This is a genomic window from Massilia puerhi (assembly GCF_009861485.1).
Genome location: NZ_WOFW01000001.1, coordinates 140366 through 163675, shown reverse-complemented (window position 1 = coordinate 163675; position 23310 = coordinate 140366). Strand labels below are relative to the sequence as shown.

At 67.6% G+C, this 23310-nt stretch carries 18 protein-coding genes; 9 read left to right on the top strand and 9 right to left on the bottom strand.

Features of this window, described 5'->3' with window-relative positions:
- On the top strand, nucleotides 1-2202 hold the full coding sequence (locus GNT67_RS00710; protein WP_159627644.1) for a xanthine dehydrogenase family protein molybdopterin-binding subunit: 2202 nt from the start codon (nucleotides 1-3) through the stop codon (nucleotides 2200-2202).
- On the opposite strand, the gene GNT67_RS00705 is transcribed toward GNT67_RS00710, so the two are convergent.
- Complete coding sequence (locus GNT67_RS00705; RefSeq protein ID WP_159627642.1) at nucleotides 2199-3107, bottom strand: AraC family transcriptional regulator; 909 nt, start codon at nucleotides 3105-3107, stop codon at nucleotides 2199-2201. The two genes, GNT67_RS00710 and GNT67_RS00705, sit on opposite strands and share 4 nt — an antisense overlap.
- A 142-nt stretch (nucleotides 3108-3249) precedes the next feature.
- Between GNT67_RS00705 and GNT67_RS00700 the strand changes: the two genes are divergently transcribed.
- The 5 genes from GNT67_RS00700 to paoC all read left to right on the top strand — a co-directional run bounded on the left by GNT67_RS00700 (nucleotide 3250) and on the right by paoC (nucleotide 9463).
- Entirely contained in the window at nucleotides 3250-4299 is a 1050-nt protein-coding gene (locus tag GNT67_RS00700; protein WP_159627640.1) for an NAD(P)-dependent alcohol dehydrogenase, read from the top strand.
- Between the two features lie 51 nt (nucleotides 4300-4350).
- Entirely contained in the window at nucleotides 4351-5550 is a 1200-nt protein-coding gene (locus GNT67_RS00695) for an MFS transporter (protein ID WP_159627638.1), read from the top strand.
- Between the two features lie 96 nt (nucleotides 5551-5646).
- A complete protein-coding gene (gene paoA / locus GNT67_RS00690; protein ID WP_159627636.1) occupies nucleotides 5647-6297 on the top strand; it encodes an aldehyde dehydrogenase iron-sulfur subunit PaoA in 651 nt (216 codons plus the stop codon).
- Nucleotides 6294-7247 carry an FAD binding domain-containing protein gene (locus tag GNT67_RS00685; protein ID WP_159627634.1) on the top strand — a complete coding sequence of 318 codons (954 nt, stop codon included), beginning with the start codon at nucleotides 6294-6296 and terminating at the stop codon, nucleotides 7245-7247. Before paoA ends, GNT67_RS00685 begins: the two co-directional genes overlap by 4 nt.
- Before the next feature lie 17 nt (nucleotides 7248-7264).
- Nucleotides 7265-9463 carry an aldehyde oxidoreductase molybdenum-binding subunit PaoC gene (paoC, locus tag GNT67_RS00680; RefSeq protein WP_159627632.1) on the top strand — a complete coding sequence of 733 codons (2199 nt, stop codon included), beginning with the start codon at nucleotides 7265-7267 and terminating at the stop codon, nucleotides 9461-9463.
- A gap of 18 nt (nucleotides 9464-9481) precedes the next feature.
- Here the strand turns inward: paoC and GNT67_RS00675 are convergent, their stop codons facing one another.
- From GNT67_RS00675 to GNT67_RS00655, 5 genes are read right to left on the bottom strand one after another with little or no spacing between them, the layout of a single operon-like run.
- Nucleotides 9482-10375: a LysR family transcriptional regulator gene (locus tag GNT67_RS00675; RefSeq protein ID WP_159628433.1), complete on the bottom strand. Its 894-nt coding sequence runs from the start codon at nucleotides 10373-10375 to the stop codon at nucleotides 9482-9484.
- Nucleotides 10376-10425: 50 nt separating this feature from the next.
- Nucleotides 10426-10725 (bottom strand): hypothetical protein, encoded by a 300-nt coding sequence (locus tag GNT67_RS00670; protein WP_159627630.1) that lies wholly within the window; start codon nucleotides 10723-10725, stop codon nucleotides 10426-10428.
- A gap of 17 nt (nucleotides 10726-10742) precedes the next feature.
- Nucleotides 10743-11786 (bottom strand): RsiV family protein, encoded by a 1044-nt coding sequence (locus tag GNT67_RS00665; RefSeq protein WP_159627628.1) that lies wholly within the window; start codon nucleotides 11784-11786, stop codon nucleotides 10743-10745.
- On the bottom strand, nucleotides 11771-16222 hold the full coding sequence (locus GNT67_RS00660) for a translocation/assembly module TamB domain-containing protein (RefSeq protein WP_159627626.1): 4452 nt from the start codon (nucleotides 16220-16222) through the stop codon (nucleotides 11771-11773). The genes GNT67_RS00665 and GNT67_RS00660 overlap by 16 nt, the downstream gene beginning before the upstream one ends.
- On the bottom strand, nucleotides 16222-18027 hold the full coding sequence (locus GNT67_RS00655; RefSeq protein WP_229407870.1) for an autotransporter assembly complex protein TamA: 1806 nt from the start codon (nucleotides 18025-18027) through the stop codon (nucleotides 16222-16224). The genes GNT67_RS00660 and GNT67_RS00655 overlap by 1 nt, the downstream gene beginning before the upstream one ends.
- Nucleotides 18028-18248: 221 nt before the next feature.
- Here GNT67_RS00655 and queC point away from each other — a divergent pair, with 221 nt between their 5' ends.
- A complete protein-coding gene (queC, locus tag GNT67_RS00650; RefSeq protein ID WP_159627622.1) occupies nucleotides 18249-18965 on the top strand; it encodes a 7-cyano-7-deazaguanine synthase QueC in 717 nt (238 codons plus the stop codon).
- 28 nt (nucleotides 18966-18993) lie between these two features.
- Here queC and GNT67_RS00645 read toward each other — a convergent pair whose 3' ends face one another.
- The 3 genes from GNT67_RS00645 to GNT67_RS00635 form a co-directional block, all read right to left on the bottom strand.
- On the bottom strand, nucleotides 18994-19308 hold the full coding sequence (locus tag GNT67_RS00645; RefSeq protein WP_159627620.1) for a helix-turn-helix domain-containing protein: 315 nt from the start codon (nucleotides 19306-19308) through the stop codon (nucleotides 18994-18996).
- Entirely contained in the window at nucleotides 19305-19652 is a 348-nt protein-coding gene (locus tag GNT67_RS00640) for a toxin (protein WP_159627618.1), read from the bottom strand. Before GNT67_RS00640 ends, GNT67_RS00645 begins: the two co-directional genes overlap by 4 nt.
- 160 nt (nucleotides 19653-19812) lie before the next feature.
- On the bottom strand, nucleotides 19813-20184 hold the full coding sequence (locus GNT67_RS00635) for a hypothetical protein (protein WP_159627616.1): 372 nt from the start codon (nucleotides 20182-20184) through the stop codon (nucleotides 19813-19815).
- A gap of 565 nt (nucleotides 20185-20749) precedes the next feature.
- On the opposite strand from GNT67_RS00635, the gene GNT67_RS00630 reads away from it, so the two are divergent.
- Entirely contained in the window at nucleotides 20750-21253 is a 504-nt protein-coding gene (locus GNT67_RS00630; protein ID WP_159627614.1) for a hypothetical protein, read from the top strand.
- Nucleotides 21254-21338: 85 nt separating this feature from the next.
- A complete protein-coding gene (locus GNT67_RS00625; protein WP_159627612.1) occupies nucleotides 21339-23282 on the top strand; it encodes a GAF domain-containing sensor histidine kinase in 1944 nt (647 codons plus the stop codon).
- The last annotated feature ends 28 nt before the right edge of the window (nucleotides 23283-23310 follow it).

The window sequence follows — 23310 nt, the reverse complement described above, 5'->3', positions numbered from 1 at the left end:
ATGAACGATTCGGCTTTCCCGAAACAGGCGCGCATCGACGCGCGCGACAAGGTCCGCGGCGCCGCGCTGTACGCGGCCGACCAGGCGCGGGCCGGCATGCTGCATGCGATGCTGGCCGTGTCCACCATCAACCGTGGCGAGGTACTGTCCATCGATACCCGGGCCGCGCGCGCGGTGGCGGGGGTGCGGCTGGTGCTGACCCATGCCGACATGGGCGAGTACAAGCCGGCCGGCCACGTGCTGGCCGGCGGTTTCGCCTTCCAGGGCATGCAGCCGATGCTGGCGCCGAAGATCGCCTACCGCGGCCAGCCGATCGCGCTGGTGGTGGCCGATACGCTGGAGGCGGCGACCGAGGCGGCTGCGCTGATCCGCGCGAAGTATCAGGAACTGCCATCCCAGCTCACGCTCGACGCGCCGGACAAGGACATCGTGCCGCAGCAAGGCTCCCCGCTGCCGCAGCAGATGTTCGCCGACAAGGTGGCGGGCGACGCCGATGGTGCGTTCGCCGACGCGCTCCATCAAATCGATGCCCGGTACCTGCACCCGGCCCAGCACCAGAACCCGATCGAACTGGTGTCCACGGTCGCCGAATGGCGCAAGGGCACGCTGGTGATCCACGAGGGCACGCAGAACAGCGGCGCCATCCGCCACGGCCTGGCGCGTCAGCTGGGCCTCGACCCGGAACGCATCGAGGTGATCTCGCCGCAGTGCGGCGGCGGCTTCGGCATGAAGAATTCGCTCCAGATGCAGACCCTGCTGGCGGCGGTGGCGGCGCGCAGGCTCGGCCAGCCGGTCAAGCTGGTGGTGCCGCGCAGCCAGCTGTTCCACGACGCCAGCTTCCGCCCGGCCAGCCGGCACCGGATCCGGCTCGGTGCCGACGCGGGCGGCAAGATCCTGGCCGCGGTGCACGAGGCCGACCAGCAGACCTCGCGCCACGACCTGTTCCCGGCCTCGTATGCCGAGATGACGGCGCGCCTGTACGGCATCCCGAACTTCCGTGGCCGCGAGCGGCTAGTGCGCACCGATGTGCAGACGCCGGGCTATATGCGCGCGCCGTTCGAGCAGCCGGCGTCGTTCGCCTTCGAATCGGCGGTCGACGAACTGGCCCAGTTGATCGGCATCGACCCGGTCGAACTACGCCTGCGCAACGATACGCAGATTGACGTCTTGAGCGGCAAGCCGTTGTCGTCGCGCTTCCTGGCCGAATGCCTGCGCGAAGGTGCGCGCCGCTTCGGCTGGCGCCGGCGCGATGCGCGGCCGGCCTCGATGAAGGCGCCCGATGGCGCCGCCATCGGCTGGGGCGTGGCCTGCGGCGCCTACAAGGCCGCGACCAGCCCGGCGATCGCGCGCATCGCGGCCACCAGCGACGGGCGCATCCACTTCACGGTGGCGGGGCACGAGATGGGGCAGGGAATGCGCACCGCGATCGCCAACGTGCTGGTGCGGCAGCTGGGCGTCGATCCAGGCGCGCTGGCGATCCGGATCGGCGACACGCGCGGCGCGCCGCAGCACCTGACCGCGGGATCCTGGGGCACGGCCAGCGTGGCGCCGGCGGCCGAGGACGCGGCGCGGGCGCTCAAGGAAGCGCTGGCGCAGCTGGTTCCGGGCCATGATCGAAGCTTGCGGCCGGCCCAGGTGCTGGCGCTGGCGCAGCGCACGCGCATCGAGGCCGAAGTGCGGTGCAAGGCGCCGGGCCAGCCGGACGCCGTCTACGGCCGCTTGCAGGGCGGCATGCCGGCGCCCGCCGGGCCGGTATATCCCGAGTTCGTGTCGATGAGTTACGCGGCCCATTTCGTCGAGGTGAACGTGGAGCCGGTGACGCGCCGCATCCGCGTGGCGCGCGTGGTGAGCATGGTCGACTGCGGCCGCGTGGTCAGCCCGGTGACGGCCGACAGCCAAGTGCGCGGCGGCGTGGTGTGGGGCATCGGCGCGGCCCTGCGCGAAATCAGCGAGGTCGATCCGCGCTACGGTGGCTTCCTGAACGCCGACCTGGCCGAGTACGTGCTGCCGGTGCATGCCGATATCGGACACATCGAGGTCGGCTTCATCGACCGGCCCGACCCGCTGCTCAACGCGGCCGGGGTGAAGGGATTGGGCGAGGTGGCGATGGTGGGCGTGGCGGCGGCGATCGCCAACGCGGTCCAGCATGCGACCGGTCAGCGCATACGAAGGCTGCCGATCCGGATCGAGGACGTGCTCTAGGCGGCCAGCTCGGGCGCCGCCATGGTGGCCGGCCGGCGCGCATCGCGCCGCGGCGGCGCGCCGAACAGGCGCGCGTATTCGCGGGTGAACTGCGAGCTGCTTTCGTAGCCGACCTCGAACGCGGCCTTGTTGGCGGTAACGCCTTCGTACAGCATCAGGCGCCGCGCCTCGATCAGGCGCAGGCGCTTCTGGTATTGCACCGGGGTGAGCGAGGTATAGTCCTTGAAATGCTTGTGGAAGGCCGACAGGCTCATCGACGCGGCCCCGGCCAGATCCTCGACCCGCAGTTTCTGGCGGTAGGACAGGCGCAGCATCGCCACCGCGCGGTTCAGGCGCACCGGATGCGCCTCGGGCGCCATGGCCGAGCGCAACTGCCGGCCATGGGTGCCGTTGAGCAGCCAGAAATGCAGCTCGCGCATCAGGCCCGGGTGCAGGATCGGCACCGCCTCCGGGTGCGCGACCAGCCGCATCAGGCGGCCGGCGCAGTCGAGGACCGCCGCGTCGACGTCTTGCACCAGCATCGTCGCGGCCGGGTCGGGCGGCGCGGGCGTGGCCTCGCGCAACTGGTCGGCCAGCTCGGACAGCAGGGCCATATCGAGTTCGATCGCCAGCGCGATATACGGCCGCGCGCCAGAGGCGGTGACGACCTGTCCCGTCACCGGCAGGTCGGCGCTGACGATGACCGCCTGGCCCTCGGCGCACAGTGTTTCCTGGCGCCCGGCCAGCAGGTGTTTTTCGCCCTGCAGCACCAGGCAGACCAGCGGCCGGTAGGTCGATTCGAGCTTGTCGCCCGGTCGGTCGAGGCACATCATGCGCAGGCCCGGCACCGGCGTGAGGGCCAGGCCGTCACGGTTGGCGTGGGCGCGGGCATAGGTGCTGACAGCGTCGCGTAATTCCTGGTTCATGGCCCCTAGTGTGCCGCCGGTAGTCGCCCCTGTCCAGCAGCGCGTGACGGCATTCATGTGGGCGCGTCATAAGCCTGATGAACGAATCGGGCTATCCGCCCACGCCGACAAGGGCTATATTGACTCTTTCGAAAGGAATAGCATGACAGTCAAGGCCTTTGGCGCGTACGCCGCCGACAAACCCCTCGAAGCGCTCGACATCACCCGCCGCGCTCCCGGCGCCCACGACGTGCAGATCGACATCGATTTCTGCGGCGTCTGCCACTCCGACCTGCACACGGTGCGCGCCGAATGGGCCGGCACCCTGTATCCGTGCGTGCCGGGCCACGAGATCGTCGGCCGCGTGTCGGCGGTTGGCGCCCACGTGAGCGGCCACAAGGTCGGCGACCTGGTCGGCGTCGGCTGCATGGTCGACAGCTGCAAGGCCTGCGCCGATTGCGGCGAGGGCCTGGAGAACTATTGCGACAATATGGTCGGCACCTACAATGGCCCGACCGCGGACGCCCCCGGCCACACGCTGGGCGGCTACTCGCAGCAGGTGGTGGTCAACGAGCGCTTCGTGCTGCGCGTGACCCATCCGCCGGAGCAGCTGGCGGCGGTGGCGCCGCTGCTGTGCGCCGGCATCACCACCTGGTCGCCGCTGCGCCACTGGAACGCCGGTCCCGGCAAGCGGGTCGGCGTGGTCGGCATCGGCGGCCTGGGCCACATGGGCATCAAGCTGGCCCACGCCCTGGGCGCCCACGTGGTCGCGTTCACCACCTCGGAATCGAAGCGCCAGGACGCGCTGGCGCTGGGCGCCGACGAAGTCGTGGTGTCGAAGGACCTCGAGGCAATGGCGGCGCAGGCAAGAAGCCTGGACCTGATCATCAATACCGTCGCCGCGCCGCATGACCTGGACGCTTTCCTCACGCTGCTCAAGCGCGACGGCACCATGGTGCTGGTCGGCGCGCCCGAGTCGCCGCATCCGTCGCCGCAGGTGTTCAACCTGATCACCAAGCGCCGCGCGATCGCCGGCTCGATGATCGGCGGCATCCCTGAAACCCAGGAGATGCTCGACTTCTGCGCCCAGCACGGCATCGTGGCCGATATCGAGATGATCCGCGCCGACGACATCAACGGCGCCTACGAGCGCATGCTCAAGGGCGACGTCAAGTACCGCTTCGTGATCGACAACGCCACCCTGGCCGCCTGATTCTTCCTTCCTGACGGCGGCCCGGCGCCGCCGTCTCTCTGCTAGTCATTCATGAATCCAGCAATTTCCGCCGCTTGCGACAGCAAGCCGGCCCAGCCCGCGGCATGGGGCGCCGTGATGGCGATGTCGCTCGCCGCCTTCGCCCTGGTCGCCTCCGAATTCATGCCGGTCAGCCTGCTCACGCCACTGGCCGCCGAGCTGCGCATCAGCGAAGGCCAGGCCGGCCAGTCGATCGCGATTTCCGGCGCCTTCGCCCTGGTCACCAGCCTGCTGCTCGGCGCCGTCGTCGGCCGGCTCGACCGCAAAATCCTGCTGCTTGGCCTGGCCTTCCTGATGATCGTCTCGGGCACGGTGGCCGCGTTCGCGCCGAACTACTTCCTGTTCATGGTCGGCCGCGCGCTGATCGGCGTGGCCATCGGCGGCTTCTGGTCGCTGTCGGCGGCCACCGTCATGCGCCTGGTGCCGGCGCGCGATGTGCCGCGCGCCCTGGCCATCCTCAACGGCGGCAATGCGCTCGCGACCGTCATCGCGGCGCCCGCCGGCAGCTATCTCGGCGCGATCATCGGCTGGCGTGGCGCCTTCTTTTGCCTGGTGCCGGTGGCGGCGATCGCGTTTGCCTGGATGCTGTGGCGCCTTCCCGCGCTGCGCGCCAGCCAAAGCCCGGAAGCGGGCGGCATCCTGCGCCTGCTCAGGCGGCCGCCGGTGGTGTTCGGCATGGCGGCGGTGAGCCTGCTGTTCATGGGGCAGTTCGCGCTGTTTACTTACCTGCGCCCGTTCCTGGAGAGCGTCACCGGCGTGAACGCGACGACCCTGTCGCTGATGCTGCTGGTGCTGGGCGTGGCCGGCTTCGTCGGCACCACCCTGATCGGCGCCGTGCTCAAGGACCGCCTGTATCCGGTCCTGATCGCGATGCCGCTGCTGATGGCGGCGGTGGCCGCCGCGCTGCTGGTATTCGGTCATTCGGCCGCCGCGGTCACCGTGCTGCTGGCGCTGTGGGGACTGGTCGGGACCTCGGCGCCGGTCGGCTGGTGGACCTGGCTGGCGCGCACCCTGCCGCAGGACGCCGAAGCCGGCGGCGGGTTGATGGTGGCCGTGATCCAGCTGGCGATCATGCTCGGCGCAACGCTGGGCGGCCTGCTGTTCGACGCCAGCGGCTACCGCGCGACCTTCCAGTTGAGCGCCGGCTTGCTGCTTGCCGCCGCCGTGCTGGCGCTATGCGCGGGCCGCGCGGCGCGCCGCGCGGATTCATGAGCCAGGTACATAAGCCCATGCCGCGTCCTTCATGAATGCGGCACCGGGCTTGCCGTAATATCAACCGGTTTATCCCTGACAGAAGGAAGCAATCCCATGGACGACTCCAAGACCATCAACCAGACCCGGCGCGGTGTCCTGATCGGCGGCGCGCTCGGCGCGACGGCGGCGGCGCTGCCGCTGGCCGGCGCCCAGGCGGCCGGGCAGGGCGCGCCGGCGCAGACGCCGGCGCCGGTGACGGGCAAGGTGACCCTGCGCGTCAATGGCCAGCCGCGCGAACTGGCGCTCGACACCCGCACCACCCTGCTCGACGCGCTGCGCGAACACCTGCACCTGACCGGCACCAAGAAGGGCTGCGACCAGGGCCAGTGCGGCGCCTGCACGGTGCTGGTCGATGGCCGCCGCATCAATTCCTGCCTGTCGCTGGCGATCATGCACGATGGCGCCGAGATCACCACCATCGAAGGCATGGGCACGCCCGACAAGCTGCATCCGATGCAGGCGGCCTTCGTCAAGCACGACGGCTTCCAGTGCGGCTACTGTACCCCCGGGCAGATCTGTTCGGCCGTGGCGGTGATCGATGAGATCCGCCAGGGCATTCCGAGCCATGTGACCGGCGACCTGAATGTGAAGCCCTTGCTGTCGGTCGAAGAAATTCGCGAGCGCATGAGCGGCAATATCTGCCGCTGCGGCGCCTATTCGAACATCATCGACGCGATCGCCGAAGTCGGAGGAGTCAAGCCATGAAGGCGTTCAGCTATCACAAGGCCACGACCCCGGCCGAAGCGGCGGCGGCCGCGGCCACGACCCCGAACGCGCGCTTCATCGCCGGCGGCACCAACCTGCTCGACCTGATGAAGCTCGAGATCGAGACCCCGGCCCACCTGATTGACGTCAATGGCCTGGCGCTCGACCAGATCGAAGCGACGCCGGAGGGCGGCCTGCGCATAGGCGCGCTGGTGCGCAATACCGACCTGGCGGCCGACGCGCGCGTGCGCAAGGACTACGCCGTGCTGTCGCGCGCGCTGCTGGCCGGCGCCTCGACCCAGCTGCGCAACAAGGCGACCACCGCCGGCAACCTGCTGCAGCGCACCCGCTGCCCCTATTTCTACGACACCAATATGGCGTGCAACAAGCGCGCCCCCGGCAGCGGCTGCTCGGCCATCGGCGGCCATACGCGCGGCCATGCGATTGTCGGCCACAGCGATGCCTGCATCGCGACCCACCCGAGCGATATGGCGGTGGCGATGCAGCTGCTCGACGCCGGCGTCGAGACCGTGCAGCCCAACGGCGGCACGCGCACGATCCCGATCGCGGACTTCTATCGCCTGCCGGGCGCCACGCCGCACATCGAGCACAACCTGATGCCGGGTGAGCTGATCACGGCGGTGACGTTACCCAAGCCGCTGGGCGGCAAGCATTATTACCGCAAGGTGCGCGACCGCGCCTCGTATGCGTTCGCCCTGATTTCGGTGGCGGCCGTGGTGCAGGCCGACGGCAGCGGGCGCGTGGCCGTGGGCGGCGTGGCGCACAAGCCGTGGCGCGTACCGGCGGCGGACAGCCAGCTGGCGCGCGGCGGCAAGGCCGCGACGGCCCAACTGCTGGCCGGCGCCCGCACGACCGGGGAGAACGCGTTCAAGGTACTGCTGGTCGAACGCACGCTCGAATCCATCCTGGCGCAAGCCCGCGCGCGCTGAACGAAAGGCTCGAGACCATGAAATTCACCAAACCAGAAACCACCAATCCGATCGACCAGATGAAGGTCGTCGGCAAGCCGCTCGACCGCATCGACGGCCCGCTCAAGACCACCGGCATGGCGCCATATGCCTACGAACAGCATGCCGCGGCGCCGAACGCCGCCTACGGCCATGTCATCGGCGCGGGCATCGCCAAGGGCCGCATCGTGTCGATCGACAGCGCTAGCGCGCGCCGTGCGCCGGGCGTGCTCGCCATCGTCACCCACGAGAACGCCGGCAAGCTGGGCAAGGGCAACTTCAATACCGCCCACCTGCTGGCCGGCCCGGAAGTGCAGCACTATCACCAGGCGGTCGGCGTGGTCGTGGCCGAGACCTTCGAGCAGGCGCGCGCCGCCGCGTCCCTCGTCAAGGTCGAGTATGCGAAAACCAACGGCGTCTACGACCTGGCGGCGGCCATGAATGCGGCGGTCACGCCCAAGACGGGCGACGCCGAATCGAAGGTCGGCGACTTCGACGGCGCCTTTGCCGCGGCGCCGGTCAAGCTCGACGCCACCTACACCACGCCCGACCAGTCGCACGCGATGATGGAGCCGCATGCCTCGATCGCGTCCTGGGATGGGGACCGGGTCACGGTCTGGACCTCGAACCAGATGATCGACTGGGGCAAGCAAGACCTGGCCAAGACCCTTGGCATCGCGCCAAAGAACGTGCGCCTGGTCTCGCCGTATATCGGCGGCGGCTTCGGCGGCAAGCTGTTCCTGCGCGCCGAGGCGGTGCTGGCGGCGCTTGGCGCGCGCGCGGCGAAACGCCCGGTCAAGGTCGCGCTGCAGCGCGCGCTGATGATCAATAACACCACCCACCGTCCGGCCACGATCCAGCGCATCCGCATCGGCGCCACGCGCGAAGGCCGCATCAATGCGATCGCCCACGAAAGCTGGTCGGGCGACCTGCCAGGGGGCGGACCGGAAACCGCGGTCCAGCAGACCCGCCTGCTGTACGCCGGCGGCAACCGCTTCACGCGCCTGCAACTGGCGACGCTCGACCTGCCGGAGGGGAATGCGATGCGCGCGCCGGGCGAGGCGCCGGGCATGATGGCGCTCGAGGTGGCGATGGACGAGATGGCCGAGAAGCTCAGGATGGACCCGGTCACCTTCCGCGTCGTCAACGACACCACGGTCGACCCGGAAAAAGCCGGCCGCAAGTTCTCGCAGCGGCGCTACGTGCAGTGCCTGCGCCAGGGCGCGGAACGCTTCGGCTGGGACAAGCGCAAGGCGCAACCGGGCCAGGTGCGCGACGGCCAGTGGCTGATCGGCATGGGCGTGGCCTCGGCCTTCCGCAACAATATGAACATGAAGTCCGCGGCGCGCGTGCGCCTGGAGCTCGACGGCAAGGTGACGGTCGAAACCGACATGACCGATATCGGCACCGGCAGCTACACCATCATCGCCCAGACCGCGGCCGAGATGCTTGGATTGCCGGTCGAGCGCATCGATGTGCGTCTGGGCGACTCGGATTATCCGGTCTCGGCCGGTTCGGGCGGCCAGTGGGGCGCCAACAGTTCCACCGCCGGCGTGTACGCGGCCTGCGTCAAGCTGCGCGAGCAGATCGCGCAGAAGGCGGGACTGGACTCGGCGCAGGCGGAGTTCATCGATGGCGCGGTACGCGCGGGCGGCCGTTCGGTCGCATTGACCGAGGTGGCCAGGGGCGGCGCCATCGTGGCCGAGGACACGATGGAATACGGCGACCTGGAAAAGAAGGTCCAGCAGTCGACCTTCGGCGCCCACTTCGTCGAGGTCGCGGTGGATGTCGCCACCGCCGAAGTGCGGGTGCGGCGCATGCTGTCTGTGTGCGCGGCGGGCCGCATCCTGAACCCGAAATCGGCGCGCAGCCAGGTGATCGGCGCGATGACGATGGGTGTCGGCGGCGCCCTGATGGAGCACCTGGCGGTCGACAAGCGCCACGGCTTCTTCGTCAACCACGACCTGGCCAGCTACGAGGTGCCGGTGCATGCCGACATCCCGCACCAGGACGTGATCTTCATCGACGAGAACGATCCGACCACCTCGCCGATGAAGGCCAAGGGTGTCGGTGAACTCGGTCTGTGCGGCGTCGGCGCGGCGGTGGCCAATGCGATCTACAACGCCACCGGCGTGCGCATCCGCGACTATCCGGTCACGCTCGACAAGATGCTGGCGAAAATGCCGGCGCTGGCGTAAGCGGCGGCGCCGTCCGCTTCAGCCCTTGAAGCGGATGGCGTCGATCACCAGCATCAGCGCGCGCGAGGAGTGGCGGCGGCTGGGATAGAAGGCGTGCAGCGGCTCGAACGCCGTGCACCAGTCCTGCATCACGCTGACCAGCTGCCCCGCGCGCAGATGCGGGCCGACCATGCTCTCGGGCAGGAAAGCCACCCCGACGCCGTGCAATGCGGCGTCGAGCATGTGGTAGACGTTGGTAAACACCGACTGTCCGCGCACGCGCGCATCGAAGGCCTGGCCATCGTGCGCCAGTTCCCATGCATACAGGCCGCCGCTGCTGGGCAGGCGCAGCGTGATGCAGTTGTGCTTCATCAGTTCCTGCAGCGAGGCCGGCGCCGGGTGGCGCGCGAAATAGGCGGGGGCGCCGACGATCCGCATCGGTACCTCGCCCGTCAGGCGCACGCCGATCATGTCCTTTTCCAACTGGTCGCCATGGCGCACGCCGATGTCGTAGCGTTCGGCGGCGATGTCGATCAGGCGATAGTCGGAACTGATCTCGACATGCAGGTCGGGGTATTGCGGCAGCAGCGGCGCGATGCGCGGCCACAGCACGGTGTCGATCACGTGGTCGATCGCGGTGATGCGGATGGTGCCGGCCGGCTTGTCGCCCAGGTCGCTCACGGCCGTGATCTCGGCCTCGATTTCGTCCAGCCGCGGCCCCACGTTCTGCAGCAGGCGCTCGCCGGCCTCGGTTGGCGACACGCTGCGCGTGGTGCGCGTGAGCAGGCGCACGCCCAGGCGCGCTTCGAGCGAGCGCACGATGTGGCTCAGCGCCGATTGGGTCATCCCGAGTTTCGCCGCGGCGCGCGTGAAGCTGCGCTCGCGGGCAACGGCGAGGAAAACGAGGATGTCATTGATATTGTCACGGGCCATCGATTGATGATACAGGAACATCAAACAGGCCGTGTATCAATGCGTGATTTTCATGGATAGGTGCTTCGCAGCCAGTCGCGGCCTTTGGCGTCCAGTGCCGCCTCGATGACGTCCTGCGGCAGGCTGTAGACCGTGGCCCAGGTGGCGCGGCCATCGATATCGTTGGACGGAAAGCTGGTGGTCTCGATCGGCCAGTGGTACTTACGCTTGAGCGCGCGCACGATGGCGGCCAGCGTCACGCGGCCGCGCAGCGGTTCGGAACCGGCCTGGTCGGCGTTGGACAGCAGGACAGCGAGCACGGCGCCGCGCGCGGTGCGCGGGCCGGGAAAGATGGGAGTTTTGCGCGGCATGGATGGATTCTACCGGGCTACGCCGGATTGCGCGGCGCGGCATCGACATGCGGCAGGTTTTCCACGCAGCTTCCCAGTTCGGCGCGCGTGACGAACACGCTTGGAATGCCCTGGGCAAAGCTGCCCACTTCATACGGATCCCAGTGGAATTCGATGCCGGCCGGGGTCGGGATGAATTTCGGTTCCTTGAACACGTCCAGCGCGCCTTGCTCGGCCCACGACAGGCCTTGGGCGCCCAGCTTGGCCACCAGTGCCGCCGAGACTTGCTGGCGGCACGCTGTGGACGGGGCGACGAAGGCGGTGAAGCGCGAATGGATCGCCGCGCCATCCTTGAGCGCATAGTGGCGCATCCCGGAGCGGTACTGGTGGTGGGCGGCGCCGTAGCTATAGGTCCAGGCGCTGGCGTCGAGCGACAGCTGGTCTTTCGAATGCCAACGCACCGATACCCGGTTGGTGCATTCGAGGTCGGCGTCGCAGCGACCGGCCATGGCGCGTACCCATTCGTTCAGCGCACTGTCCTTGAATACCGGGAACAGGGCGGCGAACACGAATGGCTGGTCCGAGCCCTCGGCCTGTGCTTCGGGCGAAGGGCGCGTGAGCGCCACGGCCCGGTAGCGCACGATACGGGTGAGGGAGAAGGGCAGCGATGGTTCGCTTTCAGCCGGCGTCCAGCTGCCCTTGCCGCCACGCCGGTCGGCATCGAGCACGATGGCGAACCGTTCCGGCCCCTGGGCTCCGGAGTCGAGCAGCGGGGCAAGATGCACAGTGCCCGGCGCCGCGTCCAGGACGGCCAGCGTGCGTGCCTTGCCATGGTAGTCGCGCAGGAACCAGTAGCTATTGTCCATGAGCGTGCGCGCTTCGCCCGGCAGGCCGTCGGGAACGGGATAGGCCAGCGCGACCTGGAACGGCGTGCCGTCCGGCAGGCGACCCTGGTACAGGCCGCCGGCCTCCCACCCGACGCCGTGCCGCGCCTCGAGCAGGCCGCCGCGTTCCTGCGCCGCGGCCGGACCGACAGCCAGCGCCAGTAGTGCCAGCAGCCCGGCCCTTAGTCGAAGGCCCATGAGTACAGCACGTCGAGCGCGCTATTGGTCCCGGTCTGGAACTGCAGCGCGATGCGCGGCGTGAGCTTGTAGCGCAGGCGCACCAGGCTCGAGGCGGTGCTGGTGCCCTGCTCGAAGCTCAGGTAGGCGCGCGAGGAGATGCGCTTGCCGACCGTGACGACGGTGCTTTCCAGGCCCGACGAATCGCCGCCGTTGTTGTTCTGCTTCAGGCCCAGGTCGTCCACGCCCAGCGAATTGGCGATCTTGGACTTGATGCCGCCGGTGCCGCCGCTGCCGCCCAGCAGGGCGCCCGCGGCCGCGGTCAGCACGCCTTTCTGGTCGCCGCTGGCCGCTTCCATGCTGTGGCCCAGCACCAGCCAGGACAGCTTGTCGCTGTCGGACACGTTCGGGGTCGACACCAGGCGCGCCGTCGGCGACTGGGCGGTGCCGCGCACCTGCACCCCGGCTTCGACATTCGACTCGGACAGCTGCTCGCCCTCGGGGCGCTTGCGCACCGCCAGGATGTCGAGCGAGGGGTTGTCGTACGGGCCGCTGAAGGTCAGCGCCGCGCGTTCGATCGACAGGTTCTGGCCATAGGCGGCGTAGGTGCCGTTGATGGCGCGGATGGTGCCGTTGATGCGCGGCTGGCCGGCGCCGGTCATGCGCACCCGGGCGCTGCCGACCAGGTAGGCGTCGATGCCCATCGCGCGGATGTGGAAGTCGTCGCCCATGTCGGCCGCGAGGTCGACCGTGAGCGGCACTTCCTTCTCCTTGGTGACCGGGGTCCTGGTCGCGGTGCCGCGGCCGAGCACGATGACGTCGTCGGAAATGGTCGGCGTGCCCTGCGGCGCGAATTCGATCAGCGCGCGGTCGGCGCGGAACTTGCCTTCCAGCGCGAAGCGGCTGGCGTCACGCACCAGCGAGGCCTGGCCGCTCAGGATCACGGTGCGGTCCGGGCGGGACAGGGCCTCGAGCTTGTCCATGTTCAGGCGCACGTCCATCGTCGGGGCGCCGTCGGCAAAGCGCACGAAGCCGCTGGCTGCGGCGCTGCCCTGGCGGCCCTGGAAGGTCAGGCGCTCGACCCGCAGCTGGTCGCCGCCGAGCTGGGCGCGCAGTTCGCCGTTTTGCAGGCGCACGCCCTGTTCGGCCCAGCGCACCGCCAGCTTGTCGCCATCGAGGTTGCCGTTGAGGCTAGGGCGGCCGATGGTGCCGGTGCCGGTCATGGCCAGGCGCAGCGCGCCGTCCAGTTCCAGCCCCGGCTGGCCGGCCAGCGAGGCCAGCCAGGCGATCGACGGGATGTCGGCGTTGGCCGTCATGCGCAGCGGGCTGTCGCGTTCGAGGCGGCCGTTCAGCATCTGGGCATTGGCCTCGACCTTGGCCACGCCGGTACGGGCGCCATCGAAGTCCAGGTTCACGCGCAGGCCGCTGCCGACCACTTCGGCCGATGCTTCCAGCTTGCGCAGGCCGAGCGGCACCGGCGTGTCGCCGCCGACGATGGCGTCGCCCGCTTCGCGGAACACGCGCACATTGCCGGCCAGCGAAGGCGCGGCGCCGGTGGCGAGCGGCGCCCGCATGTCCACGGCCCAGGCCGCACCCAGCGTCAGGTCGCCGCGCGCCATGTCGGCCAGGCCAGGGGAGAACTGCGCCAGGTAAGTCAGCGGCACCTTGTCGGCGTGGCCGCGGCTGCTCCAGCGCGGGCCGTCCTTGGTCAGCGTGTCGACCGTGATGCTGCCGTTGGGCAGGGCGATCACGGCGCCATTGAAGGCGATCCGCTCCGGACTGGCCAGGCCGCCCAGGCCCGATCCCGGCGCGCCGGCGATCGTGACCGGCACCGGCTTTTGCAGCTGCATCGCGTAGCGGCCACGGTTTTGCAGCGCGGCCAGGGTGCCGCTCCAGGTGTCGCGGTTGAAGCCGCCGCGGATTTCAGTATTGGCGTCGAACGAGTCGCCCAGGGCGGATAGCTTGACCGTATGCGCGCCGCGCGTGCCTTCGCTCTGCAGGCGCACCGATGCGACGCGGGTCTCGCCGCTGACGTAGTCGAGCACCTCGATATTGCTCACCAGCGGATCGGCCGCGCCGCGCCCGGAACCGAGGTTGGCGCTGGCGCGCAGCGAGCGCACATTGTGGGTGCCGAGGGCCTTGATATTCTGGCCTTCGATGGTGGCGCTGAGCGACGGCGTGTCCATGGTGCCGGACAAGACGCCCGAGCCGCGCAGCACGCCGCCGAACTCGGGGCCGAGCGCGCCCAGTTGCGGCGCGTCGATCTTCCAGTTGAGCGTATTGCGCGCCAGGCCGAAGGCGCCATTGGCGGCGATCAGATTCGGGCCGATGCGCAGGTCGACGTCGGCGTTCGATACATGGCGGCGGTCGGCGTTCAGGCGCGCGTGGCCGCGCAATGGCGAATTGGCCAGGGTCGACTCGTCGCCCACTTTCAGGTCCAGCGCGGCGCGCCAGTCGGCGCCGGCGCGGCCGCTGCCGCTGAAGGTCGAATTGATATTGCCGGCCAGGGGCGAACCGAAGGCGGCCGGATTGAAGCGCTGGGTGCCGCCGCTGGCCTTGACTTCGACCACGCGCGCGTCTTCGGGTCCGCCGAGCCAGGCTTCGCCGCTGGCGCGCAGCACGCCGCTGCCGTTCTTGCGCTGGGCCGCGACCCAGCCCAGGTTTTCTGCGTTGACCACGAAGGTGGTGCGCGGCGCCTGCATCGTGCCGGTCACCACGCCATTGGCGGTGACGGCGCCATACAGGTCGCTGCGCACCGCCGCCAGCTGGCGGCCATCCAGGCGCCAGTTGAGGCGGTCGCCGGCGCCGCCGAAGGCGCCTTTCAGGTCGACCTTGTTCTGGCCCAGCGCCAGGTCGGCGTCGACGCCGCTGATGCGCTTGGCGTCGGCGCTGAGCTTGCCCTTGCCGCTGAGGGGCTGGTTCATCAGCCGGCTCTGGCGCACGGCGAAGTCGGCGTCGACCTTCCACTCGGGCGCCAGGGCGCCGGCGGCATTGACCGTGGCGTTGATGTCGGCCACCGGCAGGTCGCCGAAGTCGGCCGGGTTGAAGCGGCTGGCGTTGGCCGTGGCCTTGAATGCCTGGTCGCCTTCGAGGTTCATGCTGCCGCTGGCGGTGACGCTGCTGCGGCCCGCGCTCAGGCGCGCCTCGGTCAAGGTCGCCACATTGTTCTCGAGCGTGGCCAGGGCCGCCAGGCGCAGGCCGGCGTCGGCCAGGTTCGCTTCGAGCGTCTGGCGCGTCGCTTCATTCGTGACCGCGATCGACCCCTTGATCGCGGTCGGCTTCATCGCGGAATGGACTTCGCGCAGGTTGAAGCGTTCGGTCTGCAGCGCGAAACGCGCGGTGCCCAGGCCTTCCTGGTCCTGCTCGCGCTTGACGCCGCCGGTGCCGGTGAATTTTCCAGCCGCGCCGAAGTCCAGCAGCACGTCGGACACCTGCAGCGCATTGAGGTTGCCGCCCAACTGGCCGCGCGCCGCGCGCAGCGGCAGGCGCTGCTGGTCGATCGTGCCTTCGGGGCCGGTATTGGTGATGTCGACGCTGCCGCTGATATTCCGGTTGGCGTCGAGCTTGCCGGCCACGGCGAAGGTCAGGTCGGCGGTCGGCAGGGCCGGGTTGAAGAAGCCCGGATCGAGGTTGCGGCCGTTGATGCGCATCGCGCGCAGCGGAATCTCGGCGTAGGGCGCGAGCGTGAAATGGGCGTCGCCGATGGCGCGTCCGGCCTGGCCGGTGGCGTCGATCTGGGTCGCGTTCTCGATGTCGCCGCTGACCTTCAGCTGCAACTGGGCCGCGCGCGCGCCGGCGCTGGCTTGCGACTGCGTGAGGCTGCCCGAGGCGTCGATCTTGAACGGGCGTTGCGCGCCGACCGTGGCGTTGGCCGCCACCTGGCCCCACGGCGTGCTGGCGGCGGCATCCTGCACCACCCAGCTGCGCTTGTCGCCCTTGGCGCGCACGCGGATATTGTCGATCGCCGTCTCGGCGCCGGCGATGTTCACCATCGTCATTCTCGCCAGACGGGCGTCGTCGACCTCGACCCGGAACGGCGGCGCGAGCGTTGTCGGCAGCACCGACGGTTCGTCGGTCTCTTTCAGGGTCTGCATGCGCACGCTGGCGGCCCACAGCTTGTCGACCAGGATGCCGCCCGACAGGATCTGCGACGGCGACCAGTCGACGTCGATCTTGACGGCCGTGATGACCTGCTCGTCGGTGCGCCACACCAGGCGCTCGATGTGCATCGCGCCATACAGCGAGCCGGTAACGCCGGTGACGGTCAGTTTGCCGCCGGTGGCGTTGGCGACCCGCTGGACGATCATTTGCAGGGTGGTCTCGCGGCCCAGGTACCACAAGGTGCCGCCGACGATGACGCCAGTGACGACCACGCCGATCGCGACGCGGCGCGGCCAGCGGCGTGGCCTGGAGGCCGGCGCCTGGTCTGGCGCTGGATGGGTGTCAGGTGTATCCATCAGAACGTGAATCCGAGTGAGAAGTGCAGGCGCGCCTTGCGCACCGCGTGGCCATAGGCCAGGTCGACATTGATCGGACCGACCGGGCTGCGCCAGCGCGCGCCGACGCCGTAGCCCGACTTGGGATTGAGGTCGCCGAACTTGTCGGCGGCGTTGCCGACGTCATAGAACACGGCCACGCCCCAGGGCGGCTTGAACCAGTACTGGTATTCGGCGCTGGCGGTGGCCAGATAGCGCCCGCCGACGGTGGCGCCATTTTCTTGCACGCCCAGTTCCTGGTAACCGTAGCCGCGCACCGACTGGTCGCCGCCGGCGCGGAACAGGAAGGTGCTCGGCACGCCCAGCTTTTCTTTCGAGGCCACGGCGCCGGTTTCGCCGCGCAGGATCAGGCTGCCGGCGGTGCCGACCGGCTTGTAGTACAGGCCGCGCAAGTACAGGCGCAGGAATTTTTCATCGGTCAGGATCGGCAGCACGGCGCCGCCGAACTGGGCGTTGAGCACATAGCCGTTGGTCGGCTGGATCAGGCTATCGAGCTTGCGCCGCGTGATGCTGTAGGTGAGCGGCAGGCTCTTGGTGCGGGTCGGCTCGAGGCCTTCGACTTCGCGTTTCTCGGTCAGCACCTCGAACGTCAGGCTGCGTTCGAGCAGCGGCGTGCCCCAGGCGCGGCGCGCGGCCACGCTGGCCAGGGTGGTGATCTCGCCGCGCAGGTCTTCGCGCTCGATGCCGGCGCTGACGCTGTCGTTATAGCCCTTGGCGGTGGTCGGCCAGAACAGTTCGCCCTTGGCGGTCTGGCGCTTCTGTTCGTAGATCAGGTCGCTCTTGAAGCGTTTGCCGAACACGTTCAGGTCGTCGTAGCCGAGCTGGGCGCGGGCGCCGGTATCGGTCGAGAAGCCAAGGCCGGCTTCGACGTTCTTTTGCTTGTTTTCGCTGACGCGCACCACCACCGGCAGCACGGTGGGGCCGGTCGGCGGCTGCGGCGTGGCCGGATTGGCGTCCGGATCGTCGGCGTCGTCCTTGATATCGGCGATCTCGGCATTGAGCACCGCACGCATATCGGTGCTGACCTCGACGCTATTGAAGTAGCCGGTGTCCTGCACCCGCGATTGCAGCGCCTGCAGGGCCGCTTCGCTGTATTCGTCGCCCGGGTTGATCTTGTTGAGGTTGGTGATGACTTCGCGCGGATAGCGTTTCAGGCCGCGGATGCGCAGCTCGCCGAAGCGCATCTCGGGGCCGGAGTCGATCACCACCCGCAGCAGGGCGCGGCGCGAATCCGGGTCGACCGTGGCGCTGGTCTCGACCAGGCGCGCGCGCGGGAAGCGGGTCTGGGCGATATCGCGCAACAGGCCGCGCTTGGCGCCTTCCCAGTCGCCCTGGCGGAACTGGCTGCCCACCGGCAGGGTCCAGCGGTTGCGCAGGGCGGCGGCGTCGAACGGGGCGCCGCCTTCCTCGAACGGGGCGAAGCCCTGCAGCACCAGGTCGACGTCGCCGACCAGCACCGGCTGGCCCGGATCGACGATCACGCGCGCCACCGGGCGCGCGCCGCTGGTGTCCAGGCCGGCCGACACCTTGGGCGAGTAATAGCCTTCGGTGGCGATCAGGGTGCGCGCCTGCTCGGGCGCTTCTTTCACCAGGCGCTGCAATTGTTCGATATCGACCCGCGCATTGCCGCGCCAGCGCATCAGGTCGAGGTTATCTTCGAGCAGTTCTTCGAGCGCGCGCGGGGCATCGATGCGCACCGTGTAGTCGACACCTTGCGTGGTTTGCGCGTAAACAACCGTGGCAAACAGCAATGTCCCAACACCCATTGCTACTTGGCGCAATAGGTGGGGAAGGGGCCGCAAGCGAGGAATCGGTCGGTGTAACAACATGGAACTCCACTAAAAATACTCGTTTGCATCTTAACTGATTGGCAAAGTCGATGTCGGACGCGAAATGTTGCGCGTGCGCCTCGGGGACCGTCGCGGCACACGGCGCCGGGATTTATGCCAGAATTCGCCGCTTGTTTCCGTTATTCTCTCTTCACACCATGACCACACTCTCTTCCGACACCGCACTCGTCCTGTTCAGCGGCGGCCAGGACTCCACCACCTGCCTGGCCTGGGCCTTGCAGCGCTACGCGCGGGTCGAGACGATCGGCTTCGATTATGGCCAGCGCCACGCGGTCGAACTGGAGGTACGCCCAACCCTGCTGTCGAAACTGCGCGCGCTCAATCCCGATTGGGATGCGCGCCTGGGCCAGGACCATATGATCGACCTGTCCCTGATCGCGAAGATCTCTGACACGGCTTTGACCAGCAATGTTGCGATCGCCATGCAAGAAAATGGCTTGCCCAACACTTTCGTTCCGGGGCGCAACCTGATGTTCATGACCGTGGCGGCGACCGTGGCGTACCGGCGCGGCCTGAACGTGCTGGTGGGCGGCATGTGCGAAACCGACTTCTCGGGTTACCCGGACTGCCGCGACGACACCATGAAGGCGCTGCAGGTGGCCCTGAACCTGGGCATGGCGACGCGCCTGAAGGTCGAGACCCCGCTGATGTGGATCGACAAGGCGCAGACCTGGGAACTGGCGCAGCAGGAGGGTGGCGATGCGCTGGTCGACCTGGTGCGCTTCGATACCCATACCTGTTACCTGGGCGAGCGCGGGGACGCGCATCCCTGGGGCCATGGCTGCGGCACTTGCCCGGCATGCGCCTTGCGCGCGCGCGGGTACGAGCAGTACGTGGCGCGCAAGCAGGCGTAATGCATGTGCCCACACCGTGGGCGATGATTCAGAGGGCCGCGATCTCGTCGAGCAGCTTCGGATTGCGGTCGATCAGGCTGAGCAGGATGGCAGCCTGGGCGTTCGGCTTGGCAATCCCTTGTTCCCAGTTCTTGATCGTCTGCGGCTGGGTACGCAAGCGGCGCGCGAACACGGGCTGCGACACCTTAAGCTTTTCACGCACCGCCCGCACCATGTCGGGCGTCATTTCTGGTGGCGCCTTCAGTTCCACTTCCGAGGTCCTGAGCGTCAGCTTGCCTTGGCGCGCATCCTCCAGGGCGTCGAAGCCTTCCATCAGTTCAGAAAAAATATCTCGTTTAGTCATTCGTTGCCACTCCTTGCCTTGATTTCCAGCTCGAGGCGTTGCTTGAGCACCTTGCATTGGTCTGCGCTCAGGTCGTCAGCTTCATCCTTGTCATAGACGGTGAAGAGCCAGAACTGGTCATACGCCACCTTCCAGAAATAGATGATCCGCAGGCCGCCACGCTTTCCTTTTCCGCGTCGTTCATCGGTGTATCTGATTTTTCGCAGACCGCCCGTTCCCTTGATCACATCGCCGGCATTGGGGTTCTTCATCAGTTCGTTTTGCAGGTTCTTGAACGATGCGTCATCAAGATACTCATCGCGCAAACGCTGGAATGCAGGAAGCTCGATAAATATCGCCTTCAACTAGTGTACCCAATTTGGGGAGTTTTTGGTGAGACTATTTAACGGCAAGTGGGTTGTCCACGATTTGCGGAAGTTCAGAACAAACAAGATTGCCCGAGCGATCGGTGAGCACAAAAAAGGCCGGGATGGGCCCGGCCTGCTTGGCAAATCATGGTCAAGCTCAGGCAGTCGCGCTCTTCTCGAGATTGACCTTGCGCGAACGGCTCATGAAGTACCACACCAGGGCCACCGGAATCACCAGCGGCAGCAGCAGTGGCGAGATGGCCAGGGCCACGACCACGGCGCCGATGGCCAGCGAGCCGAGCAGGATCACGCCGACACCGGCGAACACCACCGCCAGCAGCACGCCCACCATCAGCGTGATGAAGATCGCGAGCAAGGTGCCACCGCCAGCGAACAGGGTGGCCAGCATCCAGCCCAGCGGGCCGTCGATCTCGTCGCCGTCGAAGTTGACCGTCATGTCGTTGCCCCAGCTATTGAACAGCAGGGCGGCGAACAGGAACAGGATGATGTAGGGGGCGTATTTTTTCATGGCGGTCCTCGCGGTTGGGTGAAGATTCGATCGAGCGTTTCGCTCTTGCATGATCGAACTGTATGCCCGCGCGCGCAGCAGGGCCACCGGCGTGCGACAGGCCGCCAATTTCGCGGGACGAAACGTGCACAGGCGGGGCCAGCCAGAATTACGGCAACTTTTTGCTTGTAATCGCGGAAGGGTTTCCTATACTGACAACCTGCTCTGTTACCGGGGGATCCTATGCACGCTGTCTTTCATGGAATCCGGGACCACCTGGGCATCATCAATAGCGGTCCCAAAGATCCACCATCGGCGCCGCCCGCCATACCGCCGATCATCATCAATCCGTTCAACCGGCACACGCCGGCGCCGAACGGCGACCCACGCTCGATTCCCGTCGGCCCGCCGGTCGTGCCGCCACCAGGCCCTGGCTGGCGCTGTCCACGCATCATTGAGGACTGTCCCGCCTGATATTGTCGAGTCAGCGTCAAAAAGGCCCGCACTGCTTGCGCATGCGGGCTTTTTCATGGGTCCGGTTTCCTCTATGATCGTGGTTTTGGGCGCGAGCCCGCCGAGGATGCAGATGAACGACCCTACCCACGATCACGACGACGACCAGCAGGATGCCGGCCCGGTGCAGGAACCACGCCTGTGGCAGGGCAATGGCTGGACCGCGCGCGTGATCAAGAACGACGATGACGAAGGCTGGGCGGTGGCCATGTACAAGGACGGCGAGCCCGAACCGGCGCTGGTCGGCCCCTGGACCATGGGCCGCGACAAGAAGAACCCCAAGCCGCTCGATGTGAATGCCTTCAATACGCTGATCAAGACCGCGTCCGAAGTGATCCGCCGCCACGAGCAGCACCTGCACGCGATCCTGCACAAGAACCTGTTCGTCTCGACCGGCGAAGGCGAATTGAAAGTCACGCTCGATATCGTGCCGGACGATGACGACCCGTACGCCATGCTGGCCGCGACCGACGAAATGGGCGAGCAGGTAGCCAGGGTGCGCGTGGCGCCGACCTTCAAGCTGACGCAAGCCTCGGCCCTGGCCTGGATCGAGAACGATTTCCGCGCCCCGCGCTAAATACCACACTCGGCCGCCGTGGCACTGCTGCGGCGGGCGCCAAGCTGCTACTATTTCCTCTACGCATTTTTTACGTGGGGAAAGCATGGAACGTCTTGACCGGCTGGAAGCGGTCCAGTCGATGTTGCTCGAGATCGGGCAATTATCGACCAGTTGCAGCGACATCACCGCCTTCATCGCGGCCGTGCACGGCGCGCTGGGTCGTATCATGTATGCGGCCAATTTCTATGTGGCGCTGGCCGATCGCGAAGACGGCACGGTGCGATTCGTCTACTTCGTCGACGAGTCGGACGAAGCCCCCAATCCCAACGAACGCATCACCCTGGCGTCGGCCGAGCAGTCGCCCACCGCCTGGGTGTTGCTCAATCGCGAAGCCCTGATCCTGACCGGCAGGGATTTTGCCGCCCGTACCGGCGCGGTCTGGGGAAATGGCAGCGCGGCCGAGCACTGGATGGGATGTCCGCTCCTGGACCAGAACCACCAGGCGCTGGGCGCGATCGTCATCCAGAGCTATTCGCGCGACCAGACCTACAGCGAGGAAGACCAGGCGCTGTTCGCCCTGATCGCCAACCACGTGTCCAATGCGCTGCAGGGCCTGCAGAGCATGGACCGGCTCGAGCGCGCGGTGCAGGAGCGGACCGCGGCGCTGGCGCACGAAGTCGCCGAGCGTGGCCGGGCCGAGAAGGTCCAGCATGCGCTGTACCAGATCGCCGACCTGTCGGCCCAGGCGCTCGATACCGACCTGCTCAGCGCCAGCCTGCACGCCATCATCGGCGAGCTGATGGTGGCCGATAACTTCCTGATCGCGCTGTACCACCCGGATACCCAGGAAATCAGCATCCCGTACTTCGTCGACCAGAAGGACGATACGCCGCCGCTGCAGCGCTTCCCGTTCGGAAAAGCCATGTGCTCGTACGTGCTGTCGAGCAAGCAGGCCCAGTTGCACGACCTGGGGAGCTTCCGCCAGCTGGTCGCCAACGGCATCGTCACCGAACCCCTCGGCAACACCGATATCGCCAGCTGGATGGGCGCGCCGATGCTGGTCCACGAGAAGCCGTATGGCGTGATCGTGGTGCAGAGCTATGACAGCGCGATCGTCTACACCAAGGCCGAACTCGATCTGCTGGCCTTCATGGCCAGCCACGTGGCGGTGGCGATCGCGCGCATGCAGGCCGACCGCAAGATCCGCAAGGCCAAGCAGGAACTCGAGCAGCAGAACGCGGCCCTGAACGACGCCCTGCACGCGTTGCAGGAGGCGCAGTCGGAACTGGTGCGCCAGGAAAAGCTGGCTTCGCTGGGGCGGCTGGTGGCCGGGGTGGCGCACGAGATCAATACTCCGCTGGGCATCTGCGTGACCGCGACCAGCCACCTGGTACAGGAACTGAAGCTCACGCGCGAAGAACTGGCGGCCGGCGAGATGACCGAGGACAGCCTGGCCAGTTTCTTCGACATCGTCGACCAGTCGCTGCGCATCATGACCACCAATACCCAGCGCGCGGCGAGCCTGGTGCGCAGCTTCAAGCAGGTGGCGGTCGACCAGTCCTCGGACAATATCCGCAGCTTTAACCTGGGGCCTTACCTGAACGAAGTGCTGCTGTCGCTGCAGCCGAAGCTGAAAGGCCGGCCGATCAAGGTGGCGGTCGACTTCCCGCACGACCTGGTGCTGGACAGCTATCCGGGCGCGGTGTCGCAGATCGTCACCAATATGGTGGTCAACTCGCTGGTCCATGGGTTCGAGCGCGACCAGCCGGGTAATATCACGCTGCGCGCGGCGCCGGAAGACGAAGGCTGGGTCGTGCTCGACTATGCCGACGATGGAGCGGGGATGGACAAGGACACGCTGGACAAGCTGTTCGATCCGTTCTTCACGACCAAGCGCGGGACCGGCGGCAGCGGCCTGGGGGCGCACATCCTGTACAACCTGGTCACCGGGGCGCTCGGCGGCACGGTGCGGGTCGAGAGTGCGCCGGGTGAAGGCTTGAAGTATCACCTGCGCTTTCCACAATCGCAGCGCAAGCAGAAAACCTAGTCGGTGCTTGACTTGCGCCTGTAACGGC